The sequence below is a fragment of the Vibrio alginolyticus NBRC 15630 = ATCC 17749 genome, from assembly GCF_000354175.2.
GTDB lineage: Bacteria > Pseudomonadota > Gammaproteobacteria > Enterobacterales > Vibrionaceae > Vibrio > Vibrio alginolyticus.
On record NC_022359.1, the window covers coordinates 51,870 to 74,985 of the forward strand.

Below are 23,116 nucleotides of genomic sequence, written 5' to 3' on the forward strand. Positions count from 1 at the left end.
TATGGCTTTAATACTGGCACGCACGAGTTTTGTTTTAGTCCTGATGTTAACCGCTTCACTTTCTTTGTGGAAAAGCTCTGACCTACACCATACCGCTTACCTGCAAATGGAAACCTACTTAGGCGGATCGAGTACGCTTCACTTTACTTTCAGTTTATTGATCGGCTTTTTATCGGTTTTCACGTTCCCTTCTCTGGTGAGCTCGAATAAAACCGACATTTTTGGGATTCGTCTTTTGCTACTGCTGTTGGCTATCGTTTCAATGGAAGAAATAAGCCAACTTTTTATTCCAAATCGATCATTTAGTTTTGATGATCTCAGCACCAACTGGATAGGCGTTATCTCAGGTTACTTTAGTGCCAAGTTAATTCGCCTCATCCGCGCTCGATCGTTCTAGTAAGACAGGAATCTCTGGGGTATTTGGGTATATAATTACGCCAAACAACCAGACTAACGAGTACATCATGCCATCTCATCCAACCAAGATTACTTTTTTTGAATTCTTAACCCCGTTGATCACGTCAGGCAAAAAGACGATAACGATTCGAGATGAATCAGAAAGCCATTACGTACCCAATACAGAAGTCGAAGTTTTTACCTTAGAAACGGATCGTAAAGTCTGCGATATCAAGATACGTTCTGTAGAACCACTTCACTTTGAAGATATTAATGAGTTTCATGCAGAACAAGAAGCCATCGAACTACCAAAACTCAAGCAGTTAATTCGAGAAATCTACCCAAATACCGACACGCTCTTTGTTATTGAGTATGAGCTGATTAAATAACCCACAACAAATACTAGACGACTGGTCTAATTCATTCTATAGTACACTTCATGAACGCAAAGACGAATGACACACGCCAACATATTCTCGACGTCGGATACGAGTTGATCGTAAACCGAGGGTTCACGAGTGTTGGTCTTTCAGAGCTATTAAAAAAGGCCGCAGTGCCAAAAGGCTCGTTTTATCATTACTTCAAATCCAAAGAACAATTTGGTGAAGCGATGATTCAAGACTACTTTACTAAGTATTTTGAGCGTTTAAACGCACGCTTTACCAATACTGAACTGAGTGGCTACCAACGCCTAATGAGCTATTTCGAAGAAATGGTCAAAGTAGAAGACGACGTGTGTAATGCGAACAAATGTTTATTGGTTAAGTTAAGTGCAGAAGTCTCCGATCTCTCTGAGTCAATGCGCTTGGCATTACGCCAAGGAGCAGACAAAACCATTCAAGCGATAGCGGATTGCATTGACATCGGCATTCAAGATGGCTCAATCCCCAATGGTGACAGTGCGTTATTAGCAAGGCAGATATACTACCTTTGGAATGGCGCTAGCTTGCTGAACAAACTTTATCAAGATCAGGCAGCATTGACGCAAAGTCTGACCTATACTCAACACTTACTGCAGAATACGCGCACTTGCCCATAACGGGCGGCGTGGAAGCAGAATGAACACCCTACACACGTTTCACTGTCAGAAAAAGCGTCAGTGTTAACACAGTAAACCTTCCCGCTTTACATAAGCGGGATATTTTGAAATAAATACTAGACGACCGGTCTAATCAACAAGTGAGATAGATATGACTAACGCAACAAATCGCAGAATAGTACTCGCGTCACGTCCCCATGGTGCACCGACACAAGAAAACTTTCGTTTAGAAGAGGTAACGAAACCGACTCCGAAAGAGGGTGAAATGCTATTGAGAACGGTTTATTTATCTCTAGATCCATACATGCGTGGTCGCATGAGTGATGCCGAATCATACGCTGACCCTGTTGCAATTGATGACGTAATGGTCGGTGGTACAGTTTGTCAGGTAGAAGCATCAAACCACCCAGATTACGAAGCAGGTGAATGGGTTCTTGCCTACACTGTTGGCTGGCAAGACTACGCTATCTCAACTGGTGAGATGGTCATTAAACTTGGTAAAGAACCGCAAAACCCTTCTTACGCGTTAGGCGTTGCAGGTATGCCAGGATTTACCGCGTACATGGGTTTACTCGACATTGGTCAGCCAAAACCAGGGGAAACCATCGTGGTAGCAGCTGCTACGGGGCCTGTAGGCGCAACAGTTGGTCAAATTGGTAAAATCAAAGGTTGCCGAGTTGTTGGTATAGCAGGCGGAGAAGAAAAATGCCGTTACGCTAAAGAGGTGCTTGGTTTCGATGAGTGTATTGATCACAGAGCTGAAGACTTTGCAGAACAACTGAAAAATGCCTGTGACAAAGGTATCGATGTTTACTTCGAAAACGTAGGTGGCAAAGTATTCGAGGCTGTAATGCCACTTCTGAATACAAATGCGCGTATCCCACTTTGTGGTTTGATTTCTCAGTACAACGCGACAGAGCTGCCTGAAGGTACCGACCATCTTCCATTACTAATGGGTAAGCTCCTGACCAAACGAATCAAGGTGCAAGGCTTCATCATTTTTGATGATTACGGACATCGTTACGGTGAATTTGCGCAAGATATTAATCAATGGTTGGCAGAAGGAAAGATCCAATACCGCGAACATCTAGTACAAGGACTGGATAATGCGCCAGAAGCATTCATCGGTCTGTTGGAAGGTAAGAATTTCGGCAAGCTTGTAGTACAGATTAACGACCCATTATAAAAAGGGATATGTAAATGATTAAACTTCACCACCTCAATCAGTCTCGTTCAAAGCGCATCATTTGGTTACTTGAAGAGCTAGATGTAAATTACGAGATTGTACCCTATGTCCGTGATTCCGTGACCTTCATGGCACCGCCAGAACTAAAAAGTGTTCACCCATTAGGAAAGTCACCTGTTCTTGAAGATAACGGCGAGATTATCATTGAGTCAGGTGCAATGACCGAATATTTGATTGAGAAATACAGTGACGGAGCCTTTGCTCCTGAGCGTGGTACAAAAGCACACACAGAATATTTGCAATGGATGCACTTTGCAGAAAGCTCTGCAATTTTACCTATGCTGCTAAAAATCTTCGTAAGCAAAGAGCCAAATGAAACTCAGTTTTTATCAGGCTATGCCGACAAGGAAGCAATGAATGTACTAGGCTACTTCGAGCAATCCTTAGAAGGCAAAACTTACCTAGTAGAAGAGCGGCTGACTGGCGCAGACATCATGATGTCTTTCATTGTCGAATTGGTTCAAAAGTTTGGTTTAGTTAATCACTTCCCTAATATTGAACGTTATGGGAAACAGCTCGCGACACACCCAGCATTTGCAAAAGCTGAACAACTTGAAGTGAAGTACTCTTAATTACTTCCCCCCTTTCGCCCCTTTGATGACACGTAAAACTTCATTTAAGGGGCGATATTACTAGCATCGCAGGCACGCTAACTGGATAGCGCTCCCCCCCCCAGTCAATCGCTTTCGAGAACGTCGATTGTTATGTCAATCAAGCTAATGTAGTAAATTTCTGATTCTAATATAGTTTCGACCATAGTCACCATCTATTGAATTGATAAGCAATATCAGTTTTCTCCTCCAGCTTTTCCGTAATAACCTCCTCTACAGTTTCTAAGGTATTGAGCCCTGGAGGGGGAAGAAAAATGACAAACAAGAAATTGACTACAGCAGCAGGTTGCCCTGTCGCACATAACCAAAACGTTATGACTGCAGGTCCTCGTGGCCCTCAACTATTACAAGACGTTTGGTTCCTTGAAAAATTGGCACACTTTGACCGCGAAGTGATCCCTGAGCGTCGTATGCACGCAAAAGGTTCTGGTGCTTACGGTACGTTCACAGTAACGCACGACATCACAAAATACACTCGCGCTAAAATCTTCTCTGACATCGGAAAAAAAACAGAACTATTCGCTCGCTTCACTACTGTAGCTGGTGAGCGCGGTGCAGCAGACGCAGAACGTGACATCCGTGGTTTCGCACTAAAATTCTACACTGAAGAAGGTAACTGGGACTTGGTTGGTAACAACACACCAGTATTCTTCCTACGTGACCCACTAAAATTCCCAGACCTAAACCACGCAGTAAAACGCGACCCTCGCACTAACATGCGTAGCTCTACCAACAACTGGGATTTCTGGACGTCATTACCTGAAGCATTCCACCAAGTGACTATCGTAATGAGTGACCGTGGTATCCCTGCTTCTTACCGTCATATGCATGGTTTTGGTAGCCACACATTCAGCTTCATCAACGCAGAAAACGAGCGTTACTGGGTAAAATTCCACTTCAAAACTCAGCAAGGCATCAAAAACCTAACTGACCAAGAAGCAGAAGCGATCGTAGGTAAAGACCGCGAAAGCCATCACCGTGACCTTTACGAAGCGATTGAGCGTCAAGACTTCCCTAAATGGAAGATGTACGTACAGATCATGCCTGAGCTAGAAGCGGATGAAGTCAACTTCAACCCATTCGACCTAACACGTGTATGGTCTCAAAAAGATTACCCACTGATCCCAGTTGGTGAGTTCGAACTGAACCGTAATCCAGAAAACTTCTACGCAGAAGTTGAGCAATCAGCGTTCAACCCAGCAGCAGTCGTACCTGGTATCGGCTTCTCTCCAGATAAAATGCTACAAGGTCGTCTGTTCGCTTACGGCGATGCTCAGCGTTACCGTCTAGGTGTGAACCACCATCAAATACCAGTGAACGCACCTCGTTGCCCTGTTCACAGCTACCACCGCGATGGCGCAATGCGCGTTGATGGCAACTTTGGTTCAACACTAGGTTACGAGCCAAACTACAAACAAGAATGGGCAGAGCAACCAGATTACTCTGAGCCACCTCTACGCATCAACGGCAACGCTGATCACTACGATCACCGTGTAGACGAAGACTACTTCAGCCAAGCGGGTGACCTATTCCGTCTGATGAGTGAAGAGCAACGTCAAACTCTGTTCGACAACACAGCTCGCGCAATGGACGGTGTGCCAGAGTTCATCCAACAGCGCCACGTTCAACACGCATACCAAGCGGACGAAGCGTACGGCAAAGGTCTTGAAATTGCACTAGGCTTAAACAAGTAAGCGAACGCTGCAATCATTACACTGTGTGATTTAAAGACGAAAAAAAGGAGGTGCTCTACAGCACCTCCTGATTTCAAATCACTAATCCTTAATCACAAGTCACAAAACATGCTCAAGGTGATTCATTATGATTAACTTAGATTTCTTTAAGCTCTTTGATACCAAAGAACTGTTTATCTATTACTGATTCATCAACTACTGATTTTTAGCTACCGCTTTGATCAGTACTGATGTATCCATGCGACCTAAACCATCACGTTGAAGGTCTGCGTATTGCTCATCCACCTTCTTAGTCAGTGGAAGTTCTAGACCCACTCGCTCAGCTTCTTGCAGACAGAAACCTAAGTCTTTGCGCATCCAATCAATAGCGAAGCCAAAATCGAACTTGTCTTCAGCCATCGTATTTGCGCGGTTTTCCATCTGCCAAGAACCTGCAGCGCCATGCTTAAGTGTTTCTACAACTTGAGCAATGTCCAAGCCTGATTTTTGTGCTAGCAACAAAGCTTCACTCAGACCTTGTAAAACGCCTCCAATACAGATTTGGTTTACCATCTTACAGCGTTGACCCTGACCGTTTTCACCCAGTAGCGTCATCTGCTTCGCGTACACATCCATCGCCGGAGACACACGGTCAAAAATGCTTTGTTCACCACCACACATGATGGTTAGAACACCATTTTCTGCGCCCGCTTGACCACCAGAAACTGGCGCATCAATAAAGTGATTACCGTACTTAACACACGCTTCAGCCAGCTCAACCGCTAGGTCTGCAGAAGTGGTCGTGTGATCGACTAGCACTGCGTCCGCTTTCAAGCCGACCAGAATGCCCTCTTCACCGTAAACAACGCTACGAACGTCATCATCATTACCCACACAGGTAAAAACGATGTCACAGCCTTCCGCCGCTTCACGTGGTGTTTCACAAGCTACGCCTTGGTATTCTTCAGCCCATTTGTCTGCTTTCGCTTTTGTGCGGTTGTATACTTTGGTTTCAAAGCCCGCTTTACTTAGGTAACCAGCCATTGGGTATCCCATCACACCCAGACCAATAAATGCTACTCGTTGTTTTTCCATTGCACGCTTCCCTTAGTTCACCTGACTGAAATGTTTCGTAACATGCTACTAAAGAATTGAAATCATTACTCGTGATTTCTCTTTCCTCGGTCTCGATGATCCTGCATTGCAGTCCGTTTATTGCGCCTTCTACACCCCTTTACTTGACGATTAGCGTAACAGTCAAAGCACTTACATAGGTTCACTACTGCTTAGCATGGAACATCGCTTGCCCACTCTTGTCCTTGTTCGACCAGAAATTGATGTTGAACTGAGCATCATCGCTCATCTCAATGCGGTGCCAGTACTGCGGTGGGCTTGTAGCAAACTGGCCTGCATTAATCACCACCACCACTTCTGCTTCTGTGGCATTTTCATCAGCAAAGCCGTAGTAAGTCACTTGCCCTTCCATGACGCACAGCTGTCCAAACACTCCCTCAGCGGTATTGTGATGAGTCAGTAGCGCTGGTGGCACATTGTCTTTAGTGAAGAAAGGCGTTGAACGTTGAACAGTCCAGTCTTTAGGAATTCTTAGATGCGACATAATGATACCCTCTCTAATTACAATTCTTTTCGTTAAAATCGGTTAAGCCTGAGCGGCTTGAGACAACTCTCGGAGTAGTGGAAATGCTTGCGTAACTTGTTCTCCCGTCACGACGAAGCCCATGAGTCGGCTATTTTCATCTTCTGCTTTCGCGGCAATGCCAGTTTGAGAAATCTGCACGCTCCAGTTCGTCACCGAACTAAAATCGCCTGCCAATTGAATTGGGTAGCTCGGCGTTTTGACCTTTACCATCATAGGCGGTAGTTTCAACTCTGCTTCTTGCCCCAGTAGTTGTTTGCCCAAAGCATTGGCACTTAGCACGATCGGTTGGAGGTACGGCATCATTCGACCTTGGATCTCAGCACAATCGCCTAATGCGAACACATTGGCTGCTGATGTCTGTAATCGAGCATCCACCTTGATGCCTTTATTGACACTCAACCCACAAGCCTTCGCTAACCAAGTGTTTGCACGTAAACCCGCCGCTGAAATCACTACATCAGCTTCAATTGCTTTACCTTGGCTCAAGCTTGCCACCAGCGAATCATTTGAGTGATTAATCGCAGCAACTCCAGTCTCCAAGGCAAGTTGAATACCTTGCTGCTTAAGTTGGTTCTCCAGTGGCAATGCGACGAATTCAGGAATCAAGTTAGCGAGCAAACGGGGATTTGGCTCAACCACCGTAACGGCTTTACCACTGGTTGCGAGATCCATGGCGATCTCGACGCCGATCAAACCACCACCCATTACTAGAATTCGTTCCGCGCGGCTAATTTGCTCTTCCGCTAATTGATATTCTTGCAGCGAGTTCAGCGTTATCACCTCAGGTGCTGCACCACCAGATATTGGCGGCACAAAGGCTTTCGCGCCTGTCGCAAACACCAGTTTGGAATAAGGATAGGTTTGGCCGTTGGCGACCACTTGCTGAGCTTGCACGTCGACATGCTCAACCTTGGTATGGGCGAACAGTTCGATGTTGTGTTCCTGTGCAAACGCCTCACCACTTTTAACTACCAAGTCTCGGGCAGTTTGCTTGTTACTGAATACATGACTCAAATCGGGCTTGTTGTATTCCGCGCCATCATCAACAGTAAACACTTGCAGCGGAATATGTGCGTCCATTCGACGCACTGTTTTCACCAATTGGTAAGCCGCAAAGCCGCTACCAATAATCACAATAGGTGCTTGCATATTCCCTCCTAACCGTTGTATTCAACGAAAACGTCTTTACCTAAATGGCATTCTGGGCACAAGAAGTAATCTGGCACTTCCGACCAAGCTGTACCCGGTTCAACACCTTGGTTAGGCTCGCCTTTAGCTGGGTCGTATACCCAATTACAAACCGTACAAACCATGCATTGACAACCTGCAGGATGCGCCTCGGTACTAGGGTTGCTAGGAGCAGTATCTACTACCGCCTGTGTTGTAGCTGGCGCAGCAGGTTGTGATTGAACTTGTGGTGCAGACGCAGCAATTGCCGGAGAAATAACAGGACTTGTCAGGTCATGCTTTGCCCATAATTTCGCGATGTTTTGACCATGTTCGCGACATTCACGCATCGCTTTACCATCTGGTCGCCATTTGGTTTTCAAACTCACTGCGGTTTCAAAGCCTGCGTCGGTCAATCGAGCATGGATACGATCCACCGCGCCACCATTCCAACCGTAACTACCGAATGCAGCGGCTTTCTTCGCTTTAAAGCGCAGACCGGTAATTTCTTCTAGCATGCCTGCGATCTTCGGCATCATGACGTTATTCATGGTAGAAGAACCAACCAAGATGCCTTTTGAGCGGAATACGTTGGCGAGAATTTCATTCTTATCATGCTTAGAGACATTAAAGACTTTGACCGCCACACCAGGATCGACATCGTGAATGCCTTGCGCGATTGCATCGGCCATCATTCGAGTGTTGTTTGACATTGAATCGTAGAAAATCGTAATGCGATCTTCTTGATAATTGTCTGCCCATGCTAAGTATTGCTCGATGATTTGAACCGGATTATCGCGCCATACAATACCGTGTGACGTGGCGATCATGTCGACAGGCAAATTGAAGCTCAGCACTTCTTTGATTTTTGCGGTTACCAAGCTGCTGAATGGCGTTAAGATATTTGAGTAGTAACGCAAACACTGTTCCATCAACTCATTTTGATCCACTTCATCATTGAACAGACGTTCATCGCAATAGTGCTGACCAAATGCGTCATTGCTGAATAACACTGCATCGCCCGTTAGGTAAGTCATCATGCTGTCTGGCCAATGCAGCATCGGTGCTTCCACGAAGACTAATTGCTTACCGTTACCAATATCGATACTGTCGCCCGTTTTTACGGTTTTGAAGTTCCACTCAGGATGGTGGTGATGACCCACAATCGAATCAATCGCCGCTTCTGTACAGTAAATTGGTGTGTTCGGAATTTTCTCCATCAATGCCGACAATGCACCTGAGTGATCTTCTTCTGCATGGTTTACCACGATAAAGTCGATAGACTTAAGGTCGATTTCCATCTCTAAATTTTGGATGAATTGTTGACTGAATCGATGATCGACCGTATCAATCAATACGGTTTTCTCTTCACGAATTAGATAACTGTTGTAGCTGGTACCTTTTGTCATTTTGTATTCTGTACCGTGGAAGTCTTGAACTTCCCAATCGCGTTGACCTACCCAGTGGATGTTGTTTTTTACGTGAATTGTCATAATTACTACCTTGAATGACGGGATAAACAAAAATAATTTCTTCTTGTATTGCACTGGGCGTGCCAACTTATAATTGCCATATATTTCAATAGCTTAATTGAAACCCAACTTTAATGACTGTCATTGAGACACAGTTGAAAATTGTCATTTAGACACTACAATAGTCATATTGACACAATCGGTATTGGCTATGACTTCTTTAATCGCGCAATGGCTACACATCACGCAAGACCTTAACTCGGCGCTCACTCAACAAGCTCGCTTTGACACGTTATTAACCACGATTCGAGAGGTATTGAAGTGTGACTCTTCTGCCCTTCTTTTGTATGAAGACCAGCACTTTAAACCTTTAGCGATCAATGGATTGGCGAAAGAGGTCCTTGGACGCCGTTTCTCCATTGAGCAGCACCCAAGATTAGAAGCCATTGCCCGAGCAGGCGATATCGTGCGCTTTCCCTCCGACAGCGACTTACCTGATCCATACGATGGCTTGATTCCAAACCACGATGACAAACTGCATGTCCATTCTTGCATTGGTTTGCCTTTGCTGATCGACGATCAACTGATTGGTGCTATTACGATTGACGCCTTCGACCCCAACCAATTTGATGGGCTACGCAACCAAGAGTTACGTTTTGTCAGCGCGTTGGCAGCAGGTGGCCTACACACTGCACTCCTACTAGAACAACTAGAGACACAAGCGAGCCTGCCACGTGATTCTTACGCCGAGAAGCGCACCTTAAGTAACGAAATCATTGGCAACTCTCAGGGTATGAAGAATCTTCAAGAGCAGATTGATGCAGTCGCCGATACGGAATTGTCTGTGCTGGTGATGGGAGAAACGGGCGTAGGTAAAGAGTTGGTTGCTAGCGCTATTCACCATCGTTCTAGCCGCTCTAGCAATACTTTGGTTTACCTCAACTGTGCGGCGCTGCCGGAGTCAGTCGCGGAAAGCGAGTTGTTCGGCCATATCAAAGGCGCATTCACAGGCGCAATCAGTAATCGTAAGGGTAAGTTCGAACAAGCCGACGGCGGCACACTGTTTTTGGATGAAGTCGGCGAACTGTCGTTAGAGCTGCAAGCCAAGTTACTTCGAGCTCTACAATACGGCGACATTCAACGTGTGGGTGATGACCGTCATATTCGAGTCAACACACGCATTGTCGCCGCCACTAACCGCATATTGCATGAAGAAGTGACTGCTGGTCGCTTCCGAGCCGACTTGTATCATCGTTTAAGTGTCTTCCCGCTTCATGTTCCACCTCTTCGTGAACGTGAAGACGATGTGGTATTACTCGCAGGCTTTTTCGCCGAACGCTTAAGAAGCAAATTGGGATTAAACAGCATTCGTTTGTCTCCTGCTTTGGTGCTGGCACTTAAAGACTATTCATGGCCAGGCAACGTGCGAGAGCTTGAACATGTCATTAAACGTGCTGGTGTTTTGGCAAAGGCGCGTACTCACGCCATGGACATTGAGTTAGTTGAGCAAGATTTTGATATTCGAACGCCGAATCAGAACATCAAGAACGTTGAAAAAACGGAACAAAAATCTCGGCTTGAGCTACCAGAAGGCGGATTAAAGCCTGCCACAGACGCCTTCCAAAAAGCGATGATTGTTCGAGCTCTGGAAAAAAACCAAGGCAACTGGGCAGCAACGGCACGTCAGCTTGAATTAGATAACGGCAATTTGCACCGATTAGCAAAACGGCTGGGGATAAAATAGACACTAACGAATATCACCTAATATGGCATATTCATCGCCAAATAAAGAGCCGATGCCCAACCGCTCACTCAGCCCACTATAAGTAGTGAGCTGAGTGCTCAGATAGAATAGCCACCTAAGTTTGACGGTATTTTCTTCTAAATTTTATTGTCTTGAACCACCTCACAGATTTAATAACCCTTAACAATAAACACAATAATAGTTAAGGTATTTTTATGAGCCAGATCTAATAAAATTAAATATATAGTATTTATTTTAAGAATCTAAACTTTCAAAGTTCATCATAATAAATACAACCTCTATGTATACACTTTACCTTCAAAAAACATCAAAATATAATCCCTTCGATAAAAACACTTAAATGAATTTAACTGTATAAAAGTGAGGAGAATAAAAATATGGGATATGGGGCGACAGTATATTCATTAGATACTGAAAAGGTTTTTAACGTACTAAAGAATGAGCGTAATCCAGAGCTAGAAAAAGCCATCATGGAAAGGTGTCAAGACTCCTTTAAAGTGATTAATGAAATGCTGGAAAGTAGTGGCGAAAGCATCCGAGCTGAAGAGCTTCTTATGCAAATGTTGTCTGAAGAGATAAAATACAGTCACTTGGGTTACGCCTATGCTTACTTGCTTGAAGCTATATGTAAGATAACTGGTTATTACTTATCCAATAACTCTTGGTATCCTTGCGATGTAAACGATTTCTGCGATATTCCATTCACTAATACCGATTATCCTATAAAATTCCCATTCCCTGACGATTTCCCTGTTGTTTTTATGATAAAAAATCAAGATATTCACCAAGATAACGTTGACTTCGGAGGCTTATCAGAGCAACAAATATCTGAAGTCAAGAGCTGGTACACTCATGCAGTCGTAAACAATCGTGATTTGGTATTATTTTATTATTAATTTTAACTATTAATAAATTATCCAATAGTTAAAATAACAATAGAATATTAATAAAACTCTAGCTTATATTAAGATAGAGTTTTATCTATTTAACTGAATTTTATAATTTTAAAAACATTATATTTCACACCTAATTTATAGACTCTGTGTATAGTGTGTTCAGAGGCAATGTGAACTCATAGGATCAAAATCAAGTTCTAATTTTTAGAAGAAAAACCGATCTGCTTGTGTCAAAATGCGCCATCCCAACCAAAAAGTCTTAATGTAATGAACTACCAAGCTGCTATTTTTGATATGGATGGTTTGCTCCTTGATACTGAGCGCGTCTGTATGCATATTTTCCAAGAAGCATGTGAAGCCCAGAACCTACCCTTCTATAAAGATGTTTACCTTTCAATCATTGGTCGCAATGCAGCGGGCATTGAAGTGATTTTTCGTAAAGCTTATGGGGATGATCTTGACCGCTTACACCAAGAGTGGCGCGACCGTTACGACGCTGTGGTTAAGCACCAAGCGATACCGGTAAAAGAAGGGGTGATTGAGCTGCTTGAGTGGTTGAAAGGCCAAGGATTGCCAATTGCAGTCGCCACTTCTACAGCAAAAGAAGTGGCACAGAAGAAGTTGGAATTAGCGGGCCTAAGCAAGTATTTCGACAACTTAACGACGGGCTGTGAAGTGTCACACGGCAAACCTGATCCAGAGATCTACCTGCTTGCAGCAAGTCGTCTAAGCGTAGATCCAATCAAATGTCTCGCCTTTGAAGATTCAAATAATGGCGTGCGTGCTGCGGTAGCAGCGAACATGATCACTTATCAAATCCCTGATTTGGTTGAGCCTTGTGACGAAATAAAGCAATTAGGCCATACTGTCGCACCTTCACTGCATGATGTGTTGCACACGTTAAAGCAAACTCGCTAGGTTTACTTGTCGTCTGTTCTATAGAAGCTCAGCAATTTAGCTGAGCTTCTTTCTCGAAACCTCTCCAATACCTTAAAACCAAACGATTCTTCCACCCGTTTAGCGAGATTAATTTCACCTTAACTCTGGTTCATCACGATTTTTGATTTAACTCACGCAATCGCATGAAATAAGGTATTTGAGTGATCAAATAGCGGAACTGACCAGTACAAGCTTGCAACAAAACGTCAATATACCGATTGAAGCACGTTTTTGGAGTGAAAATTGGCTGATAATGAGAACTATTGGATAAGATCAATCCAAGTCAGCCTAAAATACAAAATGGAGAGTGTTATATGTCTTTACGTTTATTAGCAACAACCTTCGCATTAGTCGGAATGAGCTTTGGTGCCCAAGCCAGTGCCGAGTGTGAAGTGTCATTAGATGCTAACGATATGATGCAGTTTTCTACTAAAACATTGAGCGTACCAGCCACTTGTAAAGAGGTAAAACTGACGCTGAATCACACAGGTAAGATGCCAGCGCAATCGATGGGTCACAACGTGGTCATCTCTGACACAGCCAACCTACAAGCAGTCGGTACTGATGGCATGGCAGCTGGAGCAGAAAATAACTACGTAAAACCAAACGATGATCGCGTCTACGCTCACACAAAAGTAATTGGTGGCGGTGAAAGCACCAGCATTACGTTCAGTACTGAGAAAATGAAAGCCGGCGGTGACTATTCATTCTTCTGTTCGTTCCCGGGTCACTGGGCAATCATGCAGGGTAAATTTGAGCTAAAATAAAAGATTTAGCCAAGCCAAAAGAAGACTCATTATAGGGAAGCCAAGGCTTCCCTTTTTGATAGATAAAATAGCAATTGAGAAGGTCTAACACGTCTGGAAACGTGACCAAGAAACATAGCAAGTAAGAAACCCTTGCTCCATTGAGATTAAGTTCTTTTACGAAAACTCATGGGTAAAAATCGGATTTTTATTTTGCCTTTCCGTAACACTACTAAATGATAAAAGTCATTCAATACCATGTAACTCTTTCCAGTTTCCTGGATGAACCACATAGCCGAACAGAGCATGCCCACCATAAACCAATTCAGTTCCTTCCGGTATCCACAGCATCTGACCTGGGTGCACAAAATGTGTTTCACCATTTGCGGTCAGCTCGAAACAGCCTTCAATCACGAAAATAACTTCATCATAAAGCACTGTCCAAGCCACTTTAGCGCCTTCCCATTTAGCAAAGCCTACGCCAATGTTTGGTGAAATTTCTGGGCTTAACGCCCTGGCAACATACGCCATTCCCGGCGTATCACCACGAACATTGAAATCTAGACTTTTACTATCAACAAGTTTGACTTGCTTCATAATTCACTCCGGCTTTGCCATTTTGCTAATTGGATACGCGTTTTTACTCCCAAACCTAAAAAAGGCTCTGGCGGATTCAAACAAGGCATTCCTGTCACTTGCTGTATGTCATCCAATGATTTAGATGTCGCACCAACGACATAGTCAGCTAACAGTGTTCCAGAAATGGTTCCCCACGCAGCACCAACACCATTGTCACAAGCGCTGGCATAAACACCTTCATCTAATTGACCGAAAAAGTTAGTAAAGTTACGAGAGATGGCATACACCCCACCCCATGTGTGAGTAAATGGTACGTCGGCCAGCTCGGGATAACGCGCCAGAAAGACCTGACGATGATCTTCGCGAATTTGTTCTCTGGCTTTATCGTTCATGCTTGAGCCATATTTCGGCACGTGTTTGTAAGTATTGCGGATCAAAATACGTCGATCGGCGGTCATACGTAACGTCGTTCCCGCATGATCAGCTGGAGTTAACCCCCAATTCAGCTCACCTCCGTATCGTTGCATTTCTGCGTCGGTCAATGGACGCGTCCAGCTTGCAAACGTCATCACTGGAAGTAGTCTGTTTTTAAGATAACCAAACTCCCGAGTAAAAATGCTGGTCCCAAGCAGCAGTTCAGGGGTTTCAACAGAGCCACTATCTCCATGTAATACCCAGCAACCGTTTTCTTTACTGAGCTTGCGGATTGGCGAGTTCTCTAACACCTCGACGTTCTCTGGAAGGCTTTCCCCTAGTCCACGCACCAAAGCAGCAGGTTGCATTAAATAACCACCTGGCGTGTAAATTGCGCGGCTGTAGTAGTTGGTTCCCAAGACTTTCGCCAGCTCACTGCCATTAACATGGAAGTATGGTTCGCTAAGGTCTTTCATTAGGTGTTCAAAGTGATCGAGATATGCTTCACCGCGCGCCCCTACGGCTCCTTGATATTTGCCCTTTGCTGACCACTGACAAGAAATACTGTGCTTCGACACTAAAGTGTCTAGCTGAGCAATCGCAGAACGGTTGAGCGACAATAACTTTTGTTTGTGCTCAGGGTCGGGATGCTCAAGTGAAAACTTATGAGGCAAATCGATAACAAAGCCCGAATTTCTTCCTGAAGCCCCTTGGCCGATACGTTGCGCATCAATCAGTATAATTCGTGCATTAGGCATAAGTTCAGCTAAACGTCTTGCCATAGCTAGGCCTGCGAAACCGGCACCTAACACGGCATAGTCAGCACTTTGTTTACCTTTTAACGCCGATTTTTCTGGAATACTTGGCAACGCATGGTACCAACCACACGTCACGTCATCATTGGGTAAATGAATCATCTTTTTTCTCCGCTACGCTGCTGACAGTTTCAATGACAATTGATCTAGCCAAGGGCCGCGTAATGACTGTACTTTTCTTCCTAGCAACGCAAAACCGAGCATTGCTCCTTCTGGTGAATAAAACGCAGCGGTCAATTCATCTGCTTGGTTCTCGATGTACCATTGTCCCTGTTCTTCAGCGGCTACCGAGAAAATCGTGAGTGGAAGAATCGGCGTTTTTACAATCACTGGAGTTGGTGTTAACGAGATAGGGGCGACATCGCCTAGCAAGCTTTTCGCTACAGAAGGGATCATTTGATTAATCGGTGCAATATAGGGCTGCCAACCTTGCTCAGTTTCAACACAATCACCTAGCGAGTAAATATTCTCATCACTCGTCTGGCCGAATTGATTCACTTTAATGCCGCGGCCCACTTCGAGCCCTGCTTGCTCAGCCAGAGAAACATTTGGCTTGAGCCCAACCGCGCTCAGCACTAGATCTGCTTCAATCTGCTTGCCACTGTTTAGATGTAAAACCGCACTGGATTCGGACCTTGGTTCGATTCTGGTGATACTGTCTTGTAGAGCCCATTGCACGCCTCGATCGGCAAGTGCGCTTTGTAATGATTCACCCAACTGTTGCGGGATCAAACGCTCCATTGGCCATTGACCCACCCCGATAACTGTTACTTCATAACCGCTTTCGATCAGATCATTTGCGAACTCACAGCCAATTAAGCCATCACCTAGGATCGCGATGCGCTTTTTGTCTTGCAGCTCCGCTCTGAAACGGCGGTAGTCAACTAAGTCGTTCACACTCATAACCCAAGAGCGATCGCCCTCAATTGGGATTTCAATCGGTGATGCACCTGTTGCCAGTACCAAGCGGCTGTAGGCGTATTTACCGATGGAGGTATGTAGCGTTGAATTGGCACGATCGATCTGTTCAACACGCGTATGCGGGTAAACGCGGATATTGAGACGGCTTTCCCACTCCAACGCGCTTTCACTTTGCAGCGCGTCGCCGTCTTTGTTCATGACCAACGCATTAGACAAAGCTGGTTTGCTGTACAGAGCGCCATCATCAGCGGTAAAGACGGTGATCGGAACCGTCTCAGATTGCGCTCTAAGTGCCGCCGCCAACTGGTAACCACTGTGGCCACTACCGATGATAACGATAGGGTCATTTGAGAATACAGGTTGAGTAACTTCAGATGGAAGAGGCTGAGCCGTATTTGGCTGAACAGACGCTTCTACCGACACCGAAGACACCGCTGCAACCTCTTCTAGTGGCGCATCATCGGTAATTTCGATCATTTCAAAATCGGCCTTACCCACTAAACAGTCAGGACATAACCAGTCATCCGGTACATCTTCCCATGCTGTTCCTGGTGCAATGCCATCGGATGGCCAACCTTGTGCTTCATCATAGATTAAGCCGCAAATAATACAGAGCCACTTTCTCATCACTTATACTCCAACTACCTTGTTCAGAATTTCCGTGTTTACAAACCGCTGTCAGATTTGTTGTGATTCCATCAACCTCGCCCTAGCTTGTGGTCTGAAATCCAAGCCGGTACGAGGTGATGAAAATACAGTTACACGGTAGCTATACGTTGCTGTCTTGCTGCAAACGAATGGCAATATTGCGTGTCTGGACGTAGCTATAAATCGCTTCTTGTCCTTTTTCTCGCCCAAACCCGGACAAGCCCACGCCACCAAATGGTGTTTCGATGCCACCAGCAAACCATTCATTGATGAACACTTGTCCACCACGCAGTTGCTGTGCCACACGCAATGTTTGGTTTAGGCTTTCACCAAAGACACCAGCGACCAGGCCAAAATCGGTGCCATTCGCGATTTCAACGGCCTCTTGCTCGGTTTCAAACGGTGTAATTACCAGTACAGGACCAAACACTTCTTCTTGAGCAATACGCATATCTGGTGAGGCTTCAATCACCGTAGGTGCCACAAAGTAACCCGACAAATCAGGGGCGTATCCACCCGTTAGGATTTTCGCGCCGTCGGCTTTTGCTTGTTCTATCATTTCAAGCACGCGCGCTTGTTGATCAGCCGATACCAACGGTGTTATATCCGGCTGGCTTTCGCCTTGGCCAATGGTTAGGCTTTTTGCCATTTCCACAACCGCCGCTTTTACTTCTTCATAACGCTCTTTTTGAATCAGCAAACGAGACATTGCCGAACAAACTTGACCAGCGTTAAAGAAAATACCGACTTGAACGCTTTGTAAAAGCGTTTCGAGACTCACATCTTTCAGTGCGATAGCGGCCGATTTACCACCCAGCTCCATCACAGATGGTGTGGCGCGTTGCGCTGAATCTTTCAGTATGCGTTGGCCGGTCGGCACAGAACCTGTAAAGACAATTTGATCAACGTCTTGATGCTGCACCAAGTGGCTGCCAACGACTGAGCCTTTGCCACATAGCAAGTTAATCGTGCCTTTTGGGAAGCCCGCTTTTTCAATCGCTTTAATCAACAACGTCATAGCGAGTGGGGAAATCTCTGGCGATTTGATCACCACTGCGTTACCAGCAGCTAATGCAGGAGCTAATGAGCGTGCACAAATAGAAACTGGGAAATTCCACGGCACAATCTGCACTGACACACCAAACGGCACATATTGGGTGAAATCGACATAATCTTTACCCAACGGAATTGACGAGCCTTCCAGCTTGTCGGCCATGCCAGCGTAGTATTCGAAGTAACGTGCCGATTCTAAAAACTCATCTTTGGCATCTTGCAAAGATTTCCCATTTTCACGGCAGGCAACTAACCCACCTTCATCAACCATTTCACGAATAGCCGCGGCGGCTTTTAACATCCACTCGGTTCTGACGGCTGGACGAACGTCCGAAAGAAGACCTTGATTGACCACTCGACGTGCCGCTGCCATTGCGCGATCTGCATCGGTGATAGTGGATTCTGCAATCGTCGCATACGCTTCGGCTGTGCCAGGGTTCATGACGGTCAGCGCTTGCTCTGAATCGCACCACTCACCATCAATATAATTAAGGTAATGCATCATATTACTGCTCCAGTGCCGCTTTCACTTGCTTTGCCAACCAGGTTTGGAAGAAATGCGTCGGAACATCCATTTCTGGTGAGAACACACCACCACCAAAGCCAGGTGAGTAACGACCTTCCTGCATACCTTCGACCGCTCCAATATCTTCGCCGAATACGACTCGCCATGACTCAACGGTAGCAGTACGGCACGCAGCGAACTCATCTTTCGTTGCTTCATCACCCACATAGAAAACACGTAGGTGCTCAACACTCTTATTCGCAGTGATTGGTTCAATCATCATCGCAAAGGCATGATCGGCTTGAATACCAAGCAACACGTTTGGAAAGAGTGCAACATATTCTGCATGACGCAGTTTATCTTCTGGCCAGCTTGGAAATTTAGGTAAGTGTGTTCCTGCAGTATCAGAGAGGTTGTATGCGAGACTACCTTGGCCAGCAAAACGCTCTGCAAACATGATGTTGTAGTGATCCTCTAGGCGAGAATAACTGTTCAAACTCGGATGCACCCAAGGTAAGTGGTAAGCTTCACAGTAGTTTTCTACGGCAAGCTTCCAGTTACTTTTCACTTCTATCTCTAAGTTGCCACCCATGTTCACGCGGCGAAGAAGCCCTAATCCTTCTTCACCTAAGAATTGCTGCCAACGTTGCTCTAGCGGCGCGATATGCTCTTCAAAGCTTTCTGCTTTGCCCGATAAGTTGACGAATACCATGTCCATCCAAACGGCTGAACGAAGTGGCTTAAGGCCATGCTTTTCACACTTAAATCGGTCATCTTTGTGTTTTGCGATACCACCGATGTGTGGTGTGCCTTTTAGATTGCCGTCAAGATCGTACGTCCATGAATGGTAAGGACAGCGAATCATGCCTTGAACTTCGCCTGCCTCATGAACCAGCTTCATACCTCGGTGGCTACACACGTTGTGGAAGACTTGGACTTCACCTTGACGATTTCTCATCATGAGTAGTGGAAGATTCATGAAATCAAGTGGCATTACATAACCATTTTTAAGCAGGTCTGATGCAAAACCAATGCATACCCAAGTGTTACCAAACACCTGATCACGCTCAAAAGTAAAATACTCTTCGCTGGTGTAGGCCTGATTCGGCATTCCTGTTGCTTCACTGATTGGGTTCAGTACATTATCAACAAGTTCAACAGGAATAATGGTTTGGTTGACATTGCTCATATTCTTATCTCCGAGAGTCGAGTTGCATCCAGTGCGTACAACATCGTGTTGTGTTAGTGGAGATGATTTTGATTAACAACCCGGCAACAAACAAACGACTTTTTCGCCGGGCTTGGATGAGTTTTTGTCATTCATGCATTGATCTTGAACAAAAAACAACCTTTTAATTAACAATGATCTTCTTGTCATGATTAATACTCATTAACCGATGAGTATTAATCAGTTGAAACACAAAAGCCCTCTCTCTACTCTCTTTCAAAAATTAACAATAACGCAACAAACAATAACGCTAAAACAAACGCACTGTGAGGGATGCCTATGAGAGCAACATCTGGGATATTGAAAGGACTCAATCCGACTGTGACTATCGCATCAAAGATCGTCGTTATCGGTTTTGTACTTTTCTGCGCCATTCTCGCCAACCAAGCGGGCCAATACTTCGAAACGATTTCCGGCATTTTGCTGCAGAATATGAAGTGGTTTTACATCGGACTTGTTTCACTCGTTGTCGGTTTTCTTCTTTACCTTATGGTTAGTCGATATGGACATATTCGTTTGAGTAAAGATGACGAAAAACCAGAGTTTAGTTATTTGTCTTGGGTATCCATGCTTTTTTCCGGAGGCATGGGGATAGGCTTGATTTTCTGGTCGGTCGCCGAACCGATGTGGCATTACGCTGACAACCCATTTACTCAAGGCCTGACCAATGAAGCCGCAACAACATCAATGAAACTGACATTCTTTCACTGGGGTCTACATCCTTGGTCTGTCTTTATCATTGTTGCACTCGCATTAGCTTACTTTTCCTACCGTAAAGATCTGCCTTTTACCCTACGCTCTATCTTGTACCCTTTGATTGGTGATCGTATTTATGGGCCTATCGGACACACGGTTGATATCCTAACCGTCGCGGTGACTGCTTTCGGTATCTCTCAAACCTTGGGGATGGGAGTTATCCAAATAAACTCTGGTTTGAATCAAGCCTTTGGTCTAGATATTAGTTTGGGGATTCAACTCTTTATTATCGTTTCCCTTTGTACTTGTGCGGTTGCGTCGGTGCTATCTGGTGTAGGAAAAGGTATTCGCCGTTTATCAGAATGGAACATGCTGCTCTCACTCGCACTCGTGCTAGTCGTACTTTACATTGGTCCAACTCGCTATATCTTAAATACGCTACTCGAAAGCACGGGGCTTTATGCACAAAACATTGTCGGTATGAGCTTATGGAGCGATGCACAGAATGACTCTGGCTGGCAAAACTGGTGGACGGCTTATTACTGGCCTTGGTGGATGACTTGGGCACCTTTCGTTGGCATGTTTGTGGCTCGTATCTCTAAAGGGCGCACAATACGTGAGCTTATCGGTGGTGCTCTCATCGTACCTACGCTGATCACGTTTTTATGGATTTCAGTATTTGGTGGCGCAGCGTTAAAGGTAGAGCAAGACGCTCGTGTTGCTCATCAAGAGCAAGTCACTGCGGCACAAGAAGCCAAACAAACACCACCTGCGGATTTTTCTGGCGGCCCGATTCTTGAAGCGACTAAAGCCGATACGACACGCGCTTTGTTTACGCTATTCGACAATCTAGATACAGGTATGTTTGGTAAACTACTTAGCGTACTTGCGTGTTTATTACTCGGTACTTATTTCATTACCTCCGCTGACTCGGGTACCTTGGTTCTATGTACCCTCGATGCCGCTGGGCACAGTGAGCCTCCTACCTCTATACGCGTATTGTGGGGGATCATGATCGCAGCCATTGCGGGAGTACTTCTATACGCAGGAGGGTTAAAAGCAATGCAAACGGCCTCCATTATTGCCGGTTTCCCTATCGCCATTTTTATCGCGGTGATGAGCTTAACGCTGTTTCATAGTATTCGACGCGAACCTAAGCCATGGGCAATGCTTCCTGAACATGTTCACCCAGAACAAGAGAAACTTGATGGTCCTGTTGAACCGCTTGTTGAAAGCAAAACTGTGGCTTCCGAGCCTATCGCTTCAAGATCCTCGCTGAAAGATGATTCCACACTCAATCAGGGACCAGTACTAAGTTAGTGCGTCGTTTCATCAATCAATTAAAAAAGCGGGAACTGATATTCCCGCTTTTTTAACATTACCATGTGCCGTCCTAAATAAGGTTGACACTTTCCACCCCCCAAAATTGGAGAGTGTTATGAAATCAACAACTAAAAGAACTCAGCGCGATTACTCCCTCGCTTTTAAACTCACTGTAGTTGATGAGGTTGAAAAAGGAAGCCTCACTTACAAACAAGCCCAAGAGAAGTATGGCATCCAAGGTTGCTCTACGGTTTTGGTTTGGCTTCGTAAGCATGGTCGACTAGATTGGTCTAAAGGGACACCTAACTTTATGTCCAAAGGAGACTCTATGACCGAGTTCAATTCACCTCCTACACCAGAGCAACGTATTAAAGAGCTTGAAAAGCAGCTCGAAGATGCTCAACTCAAAGCCGACTTCTTTGAAGCTGTCGTGAACGTTATGGAACGTGACTATGGTGTTAGAGTGACAAAAAAGCACAAAGAAGCGTTGTCCAAGAGAAAACCATAGTAGGTTTGAGCGTTACGAAGTTTTGTCAGTTAGTACAAATCTCTCGCCAAGCTTATTATAAGCAATGCCAAACTCAATCTCGTTGTGAACATCATGAGCATACTGTCATTGGCTTTGTCCGTGAAGTCAGGCTGAAGCAGCCACGCATTGGCACGCGTAAACTGAAGTTCTTAGCAGCAACAAAGGGCATTCAAATAGGTCGCGATAAGCTCTTTGAACTTCTCAGAAAGCATCGGCTGTTAGTGAGAGCAAGACGAGCCTATCACCGAACGACTGACAGCCGTCATCGATTTTTCTGTCACCCAAACAAAGTGAAAGATGGGCTGACACCAACGAAGCCAGAACAACTGTGGGTTGCTGATATTACTTACTTGCCAACTCAAAATGGAGAGAGTTATCTCAGCTTGGTTACAGACGCTTATTCAAGGAAGATTGTTGGTTTTTATGTGGATGACAACATGAAAACTCAATCAGTTAAGCGGGCATTTATCTCAGCTCTCAGGCAACGGCAGAGTGAAGAAAAGCTAATACACCACTCAGATAGAGGTTCACAATACTGTTCGAAGGAATATCAAGATATCCATAAGAAACATAGAGTGACTTGCTCAATGACTGACGGGTATGACTGTTATCAGAATGCTTTAGCTGAGCGTGTAAATGGGATACTCAAAATGGAGCTCTTGCTGAAGAAACCGAAAGATCTGAAAGAAGCAAGGACGATGGTAGCAGAGTCCGTAGATATCTATAATCAAATGAGGCCTCATACGGCTTTAAAATACAAAACGCCCGATGAAGTACATCGAGCGTTTTAGTTAA

General features: G+C 45.0%; 21 protein-coding genes. 12 read left to right on the forward strand and 9 right to left on the reverse strand.

The genetic code is table 11. The annotated features are described in order from the left end of the window. The first annotated feature begins 1 nt into the window (after position 1). The 6 genes from N646_RS15555 (at position 2) to N646_RS15580 (ending at position 4,986) form a co-directional block, all read left to right on the forward strand. Positions 2–397, forward strand: a complete 396-nt coding sequence (locus N646_RS15555; protein ID WP_017821258.1) for a VanZ family protein — start codon at positions 2–4, stop codon at positions 395–397. A 67-nt stretch (positions 398–464) separates the two neighbouring features. Further along, positions 465–785: a N(4)-acetylcytidine aminohydrolase gene (yqfB, locus tag N646_RS15560; RefSeq protein ID WP_005385855.1), complete on the forward strand. Its 321-nt coding sequence runs from the start codon at positions 465–467 to the stop codon at positions 783–785. A 50-nt stretch (positions 786–835) separates the two neighbouring features. After that, positions 836–1,435: a TetR/AcrR family transcriptional regulator gene (locus tag N646_RS15565; protein WP_005385858.1), complete on the forward strand. Its 600-nt coding sequence runs from the start codon at positions 836–838 to the stop codon at positions 1,433–1,435. Between the two features lie 151 nt (positions 1,436–1,586). Next, a complete protein-coding gene (locus N646_RS15570) occupies positions 1,587–2,621 on the forward strand; it encodes an NADP-dependent oxidoreductase (protein ID WP_017821259.1) in 1,035 nt (344 codons plus the stop codon). A 14-nt stretch (positions 2,622–2,635) separates the two neighbouring features. Beyond that, positions 2,636–3,253, forward strand: a complete 618-nt coding sequence (locus N646_RS15575; protein WP_005375238.1) for a glutathione S-transferase family protein — start codon at positions 2,636–2,638, stop codon at positions 3,251–3,253. A 293-nt stretch (positions 3,254–3,546) separates the two neighbouring features. Continuing rightward, positions 3,547–4,986: a catalase gene (locus N646_RS15580; RefSeq protein WP_017821260.1), complete on the forward strand. Its 1,440-nt coding sequence runs from the start codon at positions 3,547–3,549 to the stop codon at positions 4,984–4,986. A gap of 195 nt (positions 4,987–5,181) precedes the next feature. Here the strand turns inward: N646_RS15580 and N646_RS15585 are convergent, their stop codons facing one another. The 4 genes from N646_RS15585 to norV all read right to left on the reverse strand — a co-directional run bounded on the left by N646_RS15585 (position 5,182) and on the right by norV (position 9,285). Further along, positions 5,182–6,060, reverse strand: coding sequence for an NAD(P)-dependent oxidoreductase (locus tag N646_RS15585; protein WP_017821261.1), 879 nt, complete (start codon positions 6,058–6,060; stop codon positions 5,182–5,184). A gap of 184 nt (positions 6,061–6,244) precedes the next feature. Beyond that, a complete protein-coding gene (locus N646_RS15590) occupies positions 6,245–6,583 on the reverse strand; it encodes a DUF1971 domain-containing protein (RefSeq protein WP_005375231.1) in 339 nt (112 codons plus the stop codon). Between the two features lie 42 nt (positions 6,584–6,625). Next, positions 6,626–7,774: an NADH:flavorubredoxin reductase NorW gene (norW, locus tag N646_RS15595; RefSeq protein ID WP_017821262.1), complete on the reverse strand. Its 1,149-nt coding sequence runs from the start codon at positions 7,772–7,774 to the stop codon at positions 6,626–6,628. 8 nt (positions 7,775–7,782) lie between these two features. Then, positions 7,783–9,285, reverse strand: a complete 1,503-nt coding sequence (norV, locus tag N646_RS15600; protein ID WP_017821263.1) for an anaerobic nitric oxide reductase flavorubredoxin — start codon at positions 9,283–9,285, stop codon at positions 7,783–7,785. Between the two features lie 190 nt (positions 9,286–9,475). Between norV and norR the strand changes: the two genes are divergently transcribed. The 4 genes from norR (at position 9,476) to azu (ending at position 13,631) form a co-directional block, all read left to right on the forward strand. Next, complete coding sequence (gene norR / locus N646_RS15605) at positions 9,476–11,008, forward strand: nitric oxide reductase transcriptional regulator NorR (protein WP_017821264.1); 1,533 nt, start codon at positions 9,476–9,478, stop codon at positions 11,006–11,008. Positions 11,009–11,406: 398 nt separating this feature from the next. Then, on the forward strand, positions 11,407–11,925 hold the full coding sequence (locus tag N646_RS15610; protein ID WP_005375218.1) for a DUF7691 family protein: 519 nt from the start codon (positions 11,407–11,409) through the stop codon (positions 11,923–11,925). Positions 11,926–12,192: 267 nt separating this feature from the next. Beyond that, positions 12,193–12,843 (forward strand): HAD family hydrolase, encoded by a 651-nt coding sequence (locus N646_RS15615; RefSeq protein WP_017821265.1) that lies wholly within the window; start codon positions 12,193–12,195, stop codon positions 12,841–12,843. A 335-nt stretch (positions 12,844–13,178) separates the two neighbouring features. After that, positions 13,179–13,631 carry an azurin gene (gene azu, locus N646_RS15620; protein WP_005375211.1) on the forward strand — a complete coding sequence of 151 codons (453 nt, stop codon included), beginning with the start codon at positions 13,179–13,181 and terminating at the stop codon, positions 13,629–13,631. A 225-nt stretch (positions 13,632–13,856) separates the two neighbouring features. Here azu and N646_RS15625 read toward each other — a convergent pair whose 3' ends face one another. The 5 genes from N646_RS15625 to N646_RS15645 all read right to left on the reverse strand — a co-directional run bounded on the left by N646_RS15625 (position 13,857) and on the right by N646_RS15645 (position 19,734). After that, entirely contained in the window at positions 13,857–14,207 is a 351-nt protein-coding gene (locus tag N646_RS15625; RefSeq protein WP_005375208.1) for an ethanolamine utilization protein EutQ, read from the reverse strand. After that, on the reverse strand, positions 14,204–15,520 hold the full coding sequence (locus N646_RS15630; protein WP_017821266.1) for an NAD(P)/FAD-dependent oxidoreductase: 1,317 nt from the start codon (positions 15,518–15,520) through the stop codon (positions 14,204–14,206). The genes N646_RS15625 and N646_RS15630 overlap by 4 nt, the downstream gene beginning before the upstream one ends. 12 nt (positions 15,521–15,532) lie before the next feature. After that, entirely contained in the window at positions 15,533–16,966 is a 1,434-nt protein-coding gene (locus N646_RS15635) for an FAD-dependent oxidoreductase (protein WP_017821267.1), read from the reverse strand. Positions 16,967–17,108: 142 nt separating this feature from the next. Beyond that, positions 17,109–18,545: an aldehyde dehydrogenase family protein gene (locus tag N646_RS15640; RefSeq protein ID WP_017821268.1), complete on the reverse strand. Its 1,437-nt coding sequence runs from the start codon at positions 18,543–18,545 to the stop codon at positions 17,109–17,111. Between the two features lies 1 nt (position 18,546). Further along, positions 18,547–19,734: an aromatic ring-hydroxylating oxygenase subunit alpha gene (locus tag N646_RS15645; protein ID WP_017635305.1), complete on the reverse strand. Its 1,188-nt coding sequence runs from the start codon at positions 19,732–19,734 to the stop codon at positions 18,547–18,549. Positions 19,735–20,052: 318 nt separating this feature from the next. Here N646_RS15645 and N646_RS15650 point away from each other — a divergent pair, with 318 nt between their 5' ends. Continuing rightward, complete coding sequence (locus tag N646_RS15650; protein ID WP_021035854.1) at positions 20,053–21,789, forward strand: BCCT family transporter; 1,737 nt, start codon at positions 20,053–20,055, stop codon at positions 21,787–21,789. Positions 21,790–21,907: 118 nt separating this feature from the next. Further along, a protein-coding gene (locus N646_RS15660; RefSeq protein WP_102949810.1) for an IS3 family transposase occupies positions 21,908–23,112 on the forward strand; the annotation gives its coding sequence in 2 pieces (ribosomal slippage) (positions 21,908–22,259 and positions 22,259–23,112; 1,206 coding nt in all). Positions 23,113–23,116: the final 4 nt, after the last annotated feature.